The 11989-nt window shown below is 65.1% G+C and carries 10 protein-coding genes; 7 read left to right on the top strand and 3 right to left on the bottom strand.

All coding sequences use genetic code 11. The annotated features are described in order from the left end of the window. Positions 1–53: 53 nt before the first annotated feature. Positions 54–1616 (bottom strand): DUF1302 domain-containing protein, encoded by a 1563-nt coding sequence (locus AC1DN0_RS10620; protein WP_477145700.1) that lies wholly within the window; start codon positions 1614–1616, stop codon positions 54–56. Between the two features lie 261 nt (positions 1617–1877). Between AC1DN0_RS10620 and AC1DN0_RS10615 the strand changes: the two genes are divergently transcribed. Then, positions 1878–2744 carry an SDR family NAD(P)-dependent oxidoreductase gene (locus AC1DN0_RS10615; RefSeq protein WP_441629492.1) on the top strand — a complete coding sequence of 289 codons (867 nt, stop codon included), beginning with the start codon at positions 1878–1880 and terminating at the stop codon, positions 2742–2744. 16 nt (positions 2745–2760) lie between these two features. Here AC1DN0_RS10615 and AC1DN0_RS10610 read toward each other — a convergent pair whose 3' ends face one another. After that, positions 2761–3537: an SDR family oxidoreductase gene (locus tag AC1DN0_RS10610; protein ID WP_477145699.1), complete on the bottom strand. Its 777-nt coding sequence runs from the start codon at positions 3535–3537 to the stop codon at positions 2761–2763. A 150-nt stretch (positions 3538–3687) separates the two neighbouring features. Between AC1DN0_RS10610 and AC1DN0_RS10605 the strand changes: the two genes are divergently transcribed. The 6 genes from AC1DN0_RS10605 to ppk2 all read left to right on the top strand — a co-directional run bounded on the left by AC1DN0_RS10605 (position 3688) and on the right by ppk2 (position 9125). Continuing rightward, entirely contained in the window at positions 3688–4536 is an 849-nt protein-coding gene (locus AC1DN0_RS10605) for an alpha/beta fold hydrolase (RefSeq protein ID WP_477145698.1), read from the top strand. Positions 4537–4630: 94 nt separating this feature from the next. Beyond that, the gene (locus AC1DN0_RS10600; protein WP_441629489.1) at positions 4631–5032 is read left to right on the top strand and encodes a nuclear transport factor 2 family protein; all 402 of its coding nucleotides are present in this window, start codon (positions 4631–4633) and stop codon (positions 5030–5032) included. Positions 5033–5050: 18 nt separating this feature from the next. Next, positions 5051–5614 (top strand): TetR/AcrR family transcriptional regulator, encoded by a 564-nt coding sequence (locus tag AC1DN0_RS10595; RefSeq protein ID WP_477145697.1) that lies wholly within the window; start codon positions 5051–5053, stop codon positions 5612–5614. Between the two features lie 176 nt (positions 5615–5790). Next, positions 5791–6036, top strand: a complete 246-nt coding sequence (locus AC1DN0_RS10590) for a hypothetical protein (RefSeq protein WP_441629487.1) — start codon at positions 5791–5793, stop codon at positions 6034–6036. 486 nt (positions 6037–6522) lie between these two features. Continuing rightward, a complete protein-coding gene (gene ftsH / locus AC1DN0_RS10585) occupies positions 6523–8316 on the top strand; it encodes an ATP-dependent zinc metalloprotease FtsH (protein WP_477145709.1) in 1794 nt (597 codons plus the stop codon). Then, positions 8313–9125, top strand: coding sequence for a polyphosphate kinase 2 (gene ppk2 / locus AC1DN0_RS10580; protein ID WP_441629485.1), 813 nt, complete (start codon positions 8313–8315; stop codon positions 9123–9125). The genes ftsH and ppk2 overlap by 4 nt, the downstream gene beginning before the upstream one ends. Positions 9126–9149: 24 nt before the next feature. Here ppk2 and AC1DN0_RS10575 read toward each other — a convergent pair whose 3' ends face one another. Continuing rightward, the gene (locus AC1DN0_RS10575) at positions 9150–11942 is read right to left on the bottom strand and encodes a molybdopterin-dependent oxidoreductase (protein ID WP_441629484.1); all 2793 of its coding nucleotides are present in this window, start codon (positions 11940–11942) and stop codon (positions 9150–9152) included. Between the last annotated feature and the right edge of the window lie 47 nt (positions 11943–11989).

The following is an 11989-nucleotide window of genomic DNA, read 5'->3' as shown; positions in this document are numbered from 1 at the left end:
CAGTCTCACTCCTTTAGATAAATCTGGCAATTGCGCGTGATATCGCTGCCAGGTCAAAACGAATACTTCGCATTGAATGCCACATAGTCGCGGTCGGCCAACGGTCGATTAACAATGTTCGCCTTGCCCAGGAACATCGCGTAAGTCAGGTTCAGTTCGAGGTTGTTCAAATATCTGAAAGTCACGCCGACGCTCGCGCGGCGGTCACCATATCCGGTCAGTGAACCGAAGCCGCCGGCCACTGCCGACTTTCCGCTGAATTCGTGCGCATACGTCAGCGGCACCGTCATGTCCCAGCCGTTAAAGATGTTGAGATAGGAGAGCGACCAGCCAAGCTGCAGGGCCGCCGAGTTCCTGGTGTTGGTGAGTGTGCTGAAGCCATTGACCGGCGTGACGCTGAGCACATGCAGGTAGGCGATTTCGCCCACCAGGCTCTGGGAGCTGGCGAGGAATGTCGGTCCGATGGAGTAAATGGCCGACATCTGGCCCTGGACGGCCTTGCCCGGTGTTGCGGTGGCGGCACCGTTGACATTCACCAGGATTGGCACGCCGTCTTTGTAGCTGACTTCGCCCGCCACGTTGGCGCCGAGAAATTGCGTTGAGAAGCTCGCGCCGGTCAGATTGATGCCGCTGAAGAACTTCTGCTGGTACTGCAGCGTCGGGAACAGGGTTGTCACGACATTCGGATTTTTGTCGTGGTAGCGCAATTGGTACAAGCCAAACTCGGCGTCGAACGCGCGAAAGCGAGTACCTACGCCCCACTGGCCGGAGTTTGGTGGGTTGATATCCGAACCGCGCGGGATGTGTCTGCCACCGGGGCCGATGATGAATTCGGCACCCGGCCCAACGACGTCGGAGGTACTGAAGTAGGCGCCAGCGGGGTTGAGTTGGTTGGACTTGTAGGTGAACTGGTAATAGCCAAGCAGGCTGAAATTGGGATTCGCTTCCCACTGCAACGAAGCCTGTGGCACCGGCAGCAGGATGTCCTTGACTTCGGCCCCCGGCACAAACGACTTGGTGGCGTCCGCCGGCCCCTGCGCTCCGGCGATGTTGGGGAAGAACAGACTCTCGCCCCATGCCACTACCTGATTGCCGAGCTTGAYGCTCAAACGCGTGCTGTCGATGTTGAAGGTGCCATAAGCGTAGGCATCCAGCAACTGGGCCCGCTGGCCGTTGTAGTAGCGCGCGGAATCCGTAAACTCATTGAAGGGGCCGGAGTGGTTGACGGTGGCGGGCGCATCGTTGGAATTGGAAGTGCGATAGGCCCGGTCGTAGAACGCACTGCCGCGCAGGAAGGCACCAAACTCGCCGCGCTGGAGGTTGGCCTCGCCCAGCACGGTGGCACGGTTGGCGGTCATGTCGCCGCGCTTGAAGTTGCGGTCGCCGTCGTCGCCGTTGATATTGGCGGGTGCCAGCAGCGCACCGCTTTGTCCCTGCACCCGCACGGCCGCGGCATAGGTGGTGTTGAAGGAATAGCTAAGCGACGTATCGTTGCCGAGATCGATGGTGTTGCCGGCCCAGGCGGACGGCGTGATCGCCGCGGCGATGGCCGAAACGATGGCGGCTGGCCGTAGCCTGCGTGTGCGATGTGGTGAACCCGTTTGTGACACTTGCACTTGTCTCCCCCTATGGTGTTGGTGATGCATTGACCGAGCACGTCTTGTGGCTTCTTCTTTGATGAGAAGCGTAATGAGCGACGGTGGGCGCGGAATCGTCAGAACGGACTAGACGGTTTCCCCTATGCGATGGCGAACGGCCGCACTCGCAGGCACGCCGCTAGTCCGAACGGAGGATGAAGCGCGGCGGCATGCGCGATAGCGTCGGGCATCGCCCCGCGCGGTGAGGTCGCGGCGCGGGAATCACTGAGGAGGAATGCGATGCGCAGTGCAAAGGAATCCATCGTTGCGGTAGTCACGGGCGGCTCGCGTGGCGCGGGCAAGGGCATCGCGCTGGCGCTGGCGCAAGCTGGCGCGACGGTGTACGTCACCGGGCGCACCGAGCGCGACGGCGAGGCGCCGTTGCCCGGCACCATCCACGAGACCGCGCGCGAGATCGATGCGCGCGGCGGCAAGGGCATCGCGGTGGCCTGCGACCATCGCGACGATGCGCAGGTGCGCAGGCTGTTCGAGCAGGTGGGCGACGAATCGGGGCGGCTGGATATCCTGGTGAACAACGCCACCTTCCTGCATGACGAACTGATCGAGCCGGGCGGCTTCTGGGAGAAGCCGCTGGCCCTGGTGGACATCCTCGACGTGGGCCTGCGCTCGGCCTATGTGGCGAGCTGGCATGCGGCGCCCATGATGGTGGCTGGCGGGCGCGGCTTGATGGCGTTCACGTCGTCTTTCGGCGCGAGCTGCTATATGCACGGTCCGGCCTATGGCGCGCAGAAGACCGGCGTGGACAAGTTCGCCAAGGACATGGCGGTTGACCTGCGCCCGTACGGCGTGGCGGCGGTATCGGTCTGGATGGGCCCGCTGCGCACCGAGCGCACCATGCGGGTCTGGGAGCGCGAGCCCGACAAATACGCCGCCTTTGCGCCAAGCGCGGAAAGCCCGGAATTCACCGGCAAGGTCATACTCGCCTTGCATGGCGACGCCGCCGTCATGGAGAAATCCGGCCAGGTGCTGATCAGCGCCGAGATTGCGCAGGAGTACGGCATATGCGATATCGACGGCAAGCAGCCCGTTTCCTATCGCTCGGTGCTGGGCGGGCCGGTGCAGGCGCATCCGGCCAAGGTCGAGTAGGCGCGCACCGGGCGGCTCAGCTGGCCTGGTGGACTGCCGCGTCGAGGAAGGCCGGACGCTCGCCGCCACCGTCGATGACCAGGTTGGCGCCCGATACGTAGGCGGCATGCGGCGAGGCCAGGAAGAGGCAGGCGTCGGCAATGTCGCGCGGAGCGGCAAGGCGTCCGAGCGGCACGGTATCGGCCACCCGCTGGAGCGTGGCCGGATCGCCGTAGTGTTGCTGCTGCGCGGCCTCGGTCAGCACCAGGCCCGGACTGACGGCCGTGACCCGCACGCGTGGGGCCCATTCCACCGCCAGCGAGYGGACTGCGTTCAGGATGCCCGCCTTGGCCGCGCCGTAGGCGGCGGTGCCGGGGGAGGGCCGCAGCGCGCTGACGCTGCCGATGAAGATCTGCGCGCCGCCGCTGGCCTGGGCCTGCATGCGCGCGTTGGCGCGCTGCGCCAGTTGCAGCGGCGCCACCAGGTTCAGGCGGATGATCGATTCCATCAGGCGCGGCGAGGCGTCCGCGGCGAGCGCGAAGGGTGCGCCGCCGGCATTGTGGATCACGACATCGAGCGAGCCGGCGCTGTCGACGATCCGGGTCAGCAGGGCCTCTACCTGCTCGGTGTCGCGGATGTCGGCTGCCATGAATTCCGCCTGGCGGTGCTGCGTCCCGCCATGCGCCGGCGGCGTGCGCCCGCAGGTGAACACGCGGGCACCTGCCGCGAGGAAACCTTCGGCAATGGCGCGGCCAATGCCGCGCGCGCCACCTGTCACCAACACCGTCTTCCCGCTGAAGTCGATTCCCGTCATCTCTGTTTTCCCTTGATCTCGTTGCCTTGCTGGTCAGTGCGATCTTAGGGAAATCCACGGGACGCTTCGTAGTCTGAAAGGACGATGCCTGCCCCGTGGCGCATGCGCATGATTGGCCGGGTTCGTCATGACAACAGCGGAGACACCGACATGTCCAGTACGTCGCCTGCACCATTTCCGGCCGGCCAAACCATCACCACGCCAGACGGCCTGCGCCTGCACTGCCTCGATGCAGGCGCCGGCGAACCCGTGGTGTTCATCCACGGCAGCGGCCCGGGCGCCAGCGGCCACAGCAACTTCAAGCACAACGTGCCAGCTTTTACCGCGGCCGGCTTCCGCGCCGTGGTGGTCGACCTGCCGGGCTACGGGCAGTCGTCGAAGCCGGCGGATGTGGAATACACGCTGGACTTCTTCGTCGCCGCGCTGCGCGCGCAATTGCTGGCGCTGGCACTGCCGCGCTGCGTACTGGTGGGCAACTCGCTGGGCGGCGCCATCGCGCTGAAGTACGCGCTGGACTACCCGGAACATGTCAGCCGCCTGGTGATGATGGCGCCGGGTGGCGTCGAAGACCGCGAGACCTATTTCCGCATGGAAGGCATCGAGAAGATGGTGTCGCTGTTCACCGGCGGGCAAATGAACCATGACACCATGCGCCAGCTGCTGAAGTTGCTGGTGCATGACGCCACGCTGGTCACCGATGCGCTGGTGGACGAGCGCATGGCCGTCTGCAAGGAGCAGCCGCGCGRGGTGCTGGCCACCATGAAGGTGCCCAACCTGACTGAACGCCTGGGTGAGATCGCGTGCCCCGTGCTCGGTTTCTGGGGCACGGAAGACCGCTTCAACCCGGCAGGCGGCGCTCTCAAGTTCCTGCAGGGTTGCCGCGATGCGCGCTTCGTGCTGATCAATCGCTGCGGCCACTGGGTGATGGTCGAGCACAGCGATTACTTCAACCGCGAATGCCTGGGCTTCCTCGCGGACACGGGCGAAGCCGCCGTTTAGCGTGGCTGTCCGGCCGGCGCGCCGGCAGCGCAAGGTAAATAAACGCATGAGACAACATGGAATACCCGTTCAACCTGTTCCAGCGAGGAATGGAATGACCATCGACATGACCATGGCCGCGAACAAGAGCGCCGGCATGAAGGCCACCTTGCTCGATTACGTGGCCGCTTTCAATGCGGCGGACGCCGGGCGCGTGGCGGCGCTGTTTGCCGACGACGCGACCGTCGAGGACCCCGTTGGCGGCCCGGTGATAGCCGGGCGGGACAGCATCCTCGCCTTCTACCGGTACGCGACGTCGCTCGATGCGCGCCTGGAAGTGGTGGCGGCGCCCCGGGGTTCGCACGGCAATGCGGCGGCCTTGTGTTTCGCGGTGTACGTGCAGATGCAGGGGCAGCCGGTACGCATCGACGTGACCGATGTGATGACCTTTGGTGCAGACGGGCGCATTACAGGCATGCGCGCCTTCTGGGGGCCGGATGACGTGCATCCGCAGTAAGGCGTGTGCCGCGCGGCCATGGTGAGACGTCGGGCGTGTGATGCGGCCGTCACGAGAGAGCGCATCCTCGCCAGCGCTGAGCGGCTGTTCGAACGCCAGGGCGTGCAATGCGTCACGCTGGAACAGGTGGCCGGTGCAATCGCCATGACACGCGGTGCGGTCTACGGGCACTTCCGTAGCCGCGCCGACCTGCTGGCAGCCATCATGGGGCGGGCGGAGGCGCATCTGGCCGGCTGGCTCGCAGCCTTCGCCGGTAACGGCGGGGGCCTGGCCCGTCCGGATCTGGAGCGCGTGCTTGCGACGATGTTGCAGGACGAGGCAGTGCCGCGCTATGCGGGCATCGTCCTCGGCTTGCTGCACCACGCTTGCACGCCTGCGTGCGAGCTATGCCACCTGACAGTCCGCATCCGTGCCCGTGCCAAGGTGCTGTGCGACGACCTTGGCAGGCTGCTGGGCGAGCAAGACAAGGCCATGCTGCTGGCGGCGCATCTCTGGGGCCTGCTATGCGCCCGTTCGCTGCGACTGGCGCCGGTAGACCTGGCGRAATGCGTCGGGCCGCTGCTGCGGCTCTATGGGGACTAGCTGGCGCTTCGCCTGCTTCCCGGCGCACGCACGGGCGTACGGGATTGCCCCTAGTCTGCCTGGACGAGGAAGTTATTCGTTCCAGTGGCTACCTTTGGGGCATCAGACCGTGCCAGCCCCGGCGATGCAGGAGCAGGGCAGAAGGGAAAGAAGATACAAGCAGGGAGGAGACTGTCGTGAAAGCTGGAAATCGCATCGGATGTTTGTTGGGCGCCGCCGCAGTGCTGGTGCTTGGCTTCGCTGCCGGCCTGATCACGGCAGCGGCTCCCGCCAGGGAGGACGGCACGAACGAACGCGCATCCGCCGCCGCGACGGATATCCGGGTGGCGGTGGATGCCGTGCCGACTGACTGTGACTATGCCTGCTGGCAGAACCGGGGCGTCTCGGCCGTGACGCTACTGGGTAATTGGCCGCCTCGGTAGCCACCTGGTCCTGTCAGGGAACATGGCGGGATCTTCTCCGGGTGCCGGCATCGGCCGGTCATGCCGGTCCAGCCTCTGTTCCATCATCATCGGCATCAGGCCCATGTTGTCCTCGATGAGGTTCATGCGCTGGTCCTGACTCATGCGGGGACCGCCGGCCCCGCACCCCTTGCCGCCGAACATCCCCCCTGCCGTCCATCCTATCCATCATCATGGACCGTCCATGCCGTGCATGCCCTGCATGCGCTCCGCCATCGGGCGTCGCCGCCCGGGCGCGGTACCTCGACCTGGCACAACGAATCGTTCCTTCTTGATTGGCATCAATCTCTTGGCGCCGGCTACGCACACACTAGATAGAGGCGTAGTGATGCCTGGCGCGGCTGCGAGTGCTTGAATCGGTACGTCGGGGTGGCGGAGTGCCAGGCAATTCGGGTGCCCATCCTGTTGGCGGCCCGGTTCTTGCGGCACGGTCACTCTTTTGCATGGCTGCACAGCACACTGTCGGACGAGGCTGGTCAGACGGATGACGTGGTCACCGGCACCCTCAATACGCAGGGACTGGAAGGCCTGTTGCCCAAAACGGAGGTGGATGCGCTGCTGGGCCAGGGGAAGGGCGATCATCAGTTCGCCACTGTCCGGGTCAATGACCCCAATCTGGTCCAGGACCTCGAAGCCGCCAAGGTGCGCTTCCTGGGGAAGGTCGACAACAAGTGGATTGCCACACTGCTGTCCTGGGTCGTGCCCGCGCTGCTGTTCTTTGCGTTCTGGAGCTTTATGATCAAGCGCATGGGTGGCGCGGCTGGCGGGATGATGGAGATCGGCAAGAGCAAGGCCAAGGTCTATATGCAGAAGGAGACCGGTGTCACCTTTGCCGACGTTGCCGGCATCGACGAGGCCAAGGCGGAACTGATGGAAATCGTGGAGTTCCTCAGGAGTCCCGAGCGCTACCGGCGCCTTGGTGGAAAGATCCCCAAAGGGGTGTTGTTGCTTGGCGCGCCGGGGACTGGCAAGACGCTTCTCGCCAAGGCAGTCGCAGGGGAAGCAGCGGTGCCTTTTTTCAGCATGAGTGGCTCCGGCTTCGTCGAGATGTTTGTCGGCGTGGGCGCTGCACGGGTGCGCGACCTCTTTATGCAGGCTGAGCAGAAGGCGCCCTGCATTATCTTCATCGACGAGCTGGATGCCCTTGGCAAGACGCGCGGCTTCAACGCCGTCGGCGGTCAGGACGAGCGGGAGCAGACCCTGAATCAACTGCTGGTGGAGATGGACGGGTTCGATACCAATAAGGGGGTCATCATCATGGCTGCCACCAATCGTCCCGAGATTCTCGATCCCGCGCTGCTGCGACCCGGGCGATTCGACCGTCATGTTGCGCTGGACCGTCCGGACCTGAAAGGGCGAGAGCAGATTCTCAGGGTGCATGCCAGGAACGTGACCCTGGCCCCCACCGTGGATCTCGCCAGGCTGGCCGGGCGTACGCCGGGATTTGCCGGCGCGGATCTGGCTAACCTGGTCAATGAAGCGGCGCTGCTGGCGGCCCGCAAAGGCAAGGATGCCGTCGAGGTGGGAGATTTTGACGAGGCATTAGACCGGATCGTCGGTGGACTGGAGAAGAAGAACCGCGTCATGAATCCCCGGGAGAAGGAAACCATCGCGTTTCACGAAGCGGGTCACGCGCTGGTTGCGGAACATCGCCCCAATGCCGACCGGGTCTCGAAGATCTCCATTATTCCGCGTGGCGTCGCGGCGCTGGGTTATACGCAGCAGACACCGACCGAGGATAGATATCTTCTCAAGAAAAGCGAGTTGCTCGACCGGCTCGACGTATTGCTGGGCGGGCGCGTTGCCGAACAGATCATTTTTTCCGATGTTTCCACCGGCGCGCAGAATGACTTGCAGCGCGCCACCGACATCGCCCGGCAGATGATTACCCAATACGGCATGAGCGAGCAACTCGGGCTGGCTACCTACGAGGCCATGCCCAATCCCATGTTCGCGGGCGCCGCCATGCTCCCGCACGATCGAAAAGAGTACAGCGAGCGCACGGCGCAAATGATCGACGACGAGGTCAGGCAATTGCTGAAGGAGGCGAGCCTGCGCGTGCAGCAAACCTTGCTGGAGCATCGGGAGACGCTGAAAGGACTGGCGAAACTGCTGCTCAAGAAGGAAGTTGTGGATCGCGCAACGCTGGATCAGTTGCTGTCGGGTAAGGCGCTGGTGCCGGAGAGCGCCCAGCCTGGCGAAATGCCGGGCAGCGGACGGCCGGTAGGAGCGGAATCATGAGTAAGAGGCGGCATGGATATCTGTCGGGAGACGAGAACGGCGTCCCGTCGCACGATGGGCACGATGGCTATGAGGAAGATCTACGCCTGCTGCAGATAGAGTTGGTGAAGCTGCAGAAACACTTCATTGGTTGCCAGGACAAGATCCTGGTGATCCTTGAAGGCCGCGACGCAGCCGGCAAGGATGGCACCATCAAGCGCATCGTCGAGTATCTCAGCCCGCGCGAGACACGGGTGGTGGCGCTGGGAAGACCCTCCGACCGGGACCGTGGTTCGTGGTACTTCCAACGCTATGTGGCGTACCTGCCGGCTGCCGGGGAATTCGCGCTGTTCAATCGTAGCTGGTACAACCGCGCGGGCGTTGAACACGTCATGGGTTTTTGTACCGACGCAGAGCGTGAGGAGTTCATGTCGAGCGTCACGGAGTTTGAAAGCATGCTGGTTCGCTCGGGAATCCGCTTGATCAAGTACTACCTCGATATCAGCAAGGAGGAACAGAGGAAGCGCCTTGCGGAGCGGCGGCGCGATCCGCTGAAGCAATGGAAGGTCAGCCCGATCGACCAGCAGGCGGTGCGCTTGTGGAAGAAATACAGCGAGGCCCGCAACGAGATGTTTGCTCGCACGAGCGCCGCGGTGCCATGGACCGTGGTGCGCGCCGACGATAAGCGCCTGGCGCGCCTTAACCTGATCAAGGACTTGCTGACGCGCCTGCACTATGCCGACAAGGACGACATGCTGATACGCCCCAGTCGGGAGGTCGTATTCACCTATGACGCGCCATGTCTGGAGAACGGTGCTATCGCGGCTTGATTGTCGGGCGCCATGAAGCCGCCATCAAGCCACTTCCGCCACCCGTATCTCCGCCAGCAGCTTCTTCAACTCCGGCACGCAAGACCCGCAATTGCCGCCCGCCTTCACGCAGGCGGTGACTTCGGCCGGCGTCTTCAGGTCGTGCTTGCGCACCGCGTCGCAGATGGTGTTGCGCCCCACGCCGAAGCAGGAGCACACGGTGGGGCCGGCGTCGGCGCCTTTTTCCATCGGCTGGCCCAGCAGCAGCCCGATGCGATCGGCGTCTTCCAGGCGCTCCTTGGCGAACAGCGTGGACAGCCACGCGCGCGAGGGCAGTTCGGGGCGCGTGCACACATAGATGCAGGCCTGGAGGCGGTCGTCGACCACATGGCCGGCATGGTAGACGCCGGCGGTGCGGTCTTCGTACTCGATCCAGTCCGCACTGGGGTCATCGATGCCGAGCAACTGGCGGGCCCACGCGGCGCGGTCGGTGATCGTCTCGCGGCCGGCGAATTCGTAGCGCTGGAAATGGCGGCCCTGGATGCGCGTCCAGTAGGTCAGTGCGTCCGCCCGGAGGTCCTCGCGGCTCAACACGAAGCCATGCCACGACACGCGGAACTCTTCCACGCGCACCGGCGTGTGCTTGAACTCGGGCTCGCCCGAGACCGGGTCCACCACCGGGTTGACCAGCGCGCCAACGCGCGCATCGGAGCTGAACTGGCTGTTCCAGTGGATCGGCACGAATACGCTGCCGCGCGCAATGCCGCCGCTGTGCTGCACCCGCGCCACCATGGCGCCCCAGCGCGTGGTCACGCGAGCCAGCTTGCCTTCGCTGACGCCGCAAAGCAGGGCGTCCTGCGGGTGCATGTCGACGAAGGGCTCGGCGATGTGGTCGGCCAGCTTTGGCGATTTGCCGGTGCGGGTCATGGTGTGCCACTGGTCGCGCACGCGGCCCGTGTTGAGCACCAGGGGGAACTCGTCGTCGGTGGCGTGGAACGGCGCGCGCGGCGCGGTGGCGATAAAGCGGGCGCGGCCATCGGGATGGGCGAAATGGCCGTCGGCGAACAGCCGCGCAGTGCCGCCGGACGCGTTGGCGAGGCTCCCGGATGGCACGGCCATCACCGGCCATTGCACCGGCGCGAGCGCGTCGAATTGCTGCTGGTTCATGCCAGCCAGCCCGGCGAGGTCAAACAGGCGTGGCGCGTGGGCCTGATCGCCGCTGCCCGCGTTCCGGTACGCGCTCAGCCGTGCGTGCTCGTCGAAGATCTCGTGCGGTCCGGCAAAGCGGAATCCCTCAAAGCCCATGCGCGTGGCAACGTCGCACAGGATCCGCCAGTCGGCGCGGGCTTCGCCGGGCGCCCGCAGGAAGGCGCGCTGGCGCGAGATGCGGCGCTCGGAACTGGTGACGGTGCCGTCCTTCTCGCCCCAGCCAAGCGCCGGCAGCAGGACGTGCGCCGCGTCGTTGGTATCCGTGCGCAGCATGATGTCGGAGCTGACCACCAATTGGCATCTGGCCAGCGCGCGGCGGGCCTGGTCGGCATCGGGCAGGCTGACGACCGGGTTGGTGGCGATCACCCACACGGCCTTGACCCGGCCTTGCTCGATGGCCTCGAACAGCTCCACCGCCTTCAGGCCTGGCTTGTCCGCGATAGCGGGCGAGCCCCAGAACGCTTGCACGATCTCGCGGTGCAGCGGGTCGGCCAGTTCCATGTGCGCGGCCAGCATGTTGGCCAGGCCGCCGACTTCCCGGCCGCCCATCGCGTTAGGCTGCCCCGTCAGCGAGAAGGGGCCCATGCCCGGCTTGCCCAGCCGGCCAGTGGCCAGGTGGCAGTTGATGATGCTGTTGACCTTGTCGGTGCCTGCCGACGATTGGTTCACGCCCTGGGAGAAGCCGGTCACCACCTTCGGCGTGGCAGCGAACAGCGCATAGAAACCACGCAGGGCTTCGGGGTCCAGCTTGCAGGCTTTGGCCACCTTGGCGACATCGGTGCAGTCCGGGCCAGCCGCGGCCAGCGCGGCATCCAGGCCGCTGGTATGGGCATCGATGAACGACTGGTCCAGCGCGCCATGCTGCGCCAGGTAGTGCAGCAGGCCATTGAACAGCCACACATCGGTGCCCGGCTTGACCGGCAGGTGCAGGTCGGCCAGCTCGCACGTTGCGGTGCGGCGCGGGTCGATCACCACCAGCTTCATATCGGGCCGGGCTTCCTTGGCTTTCAACAGCCGCTGGAACAGGATCGGGTGGCACCAGGCGGTATTGGAGCCGACCAGCACCACCAGGTCGGCCAGTTCCAGGTCTTCGTAGTTGCCCGGCACCAGGTCCTCGCCAAAGGCGCGCTTGTGCCCGGCCACCGCCGACGACATGCACAGCCGCGAATTGGTGTCGATATTGGCGCTGCCGATAAAGCCCTTCATCAGCTTGTTGGCGACGTAGTAGTCCTCGGTCAGCAACTGGCCGGAGACGTAGAGCGCCACGGCATCGGGGCCGTGCTCGGCGATGATGTCCTTGAAGCCCCGGGCGACCTTGTCCAGCGCGTGCTCCCAGGACACTTGCTGCAAGTCGCCGTCGGCCCCGCGTACTTGCGGGTGCAGCAGGCGGCCTTCCAGGCCAACGGTTTCGGCCAGGGCCGAGCCCTTCACGCACAGGCGGCCCTGGTTGGAGCCGTGGCTGGCGTCGCCGGCCACCTCCACGCTGCCGTCGGCATGGCGGGTGGCGCGCACGCCGCAGCCCACGCCACAATACGGGCAGGTGGTATCGGTGACGGTGACTGCGGCGTCGGCGGACAGCAGGGTGGGCGAACCGGTGGAGAGGATGACGGGGATATCGGACAGGTTCACGTTAGCGCTCGTTGCTGGCGGTCAATCGGGGACTGGATCGTTCAAGC

Source organism: Cupriavidus sp. 05N39 (genome assembly GCF_056397325.1).
The sequence above is the reverse complement of the archived record's forward strand: the minus strand, read 5'-3'. Positions and strand labels throughout refer to the sequence as shown.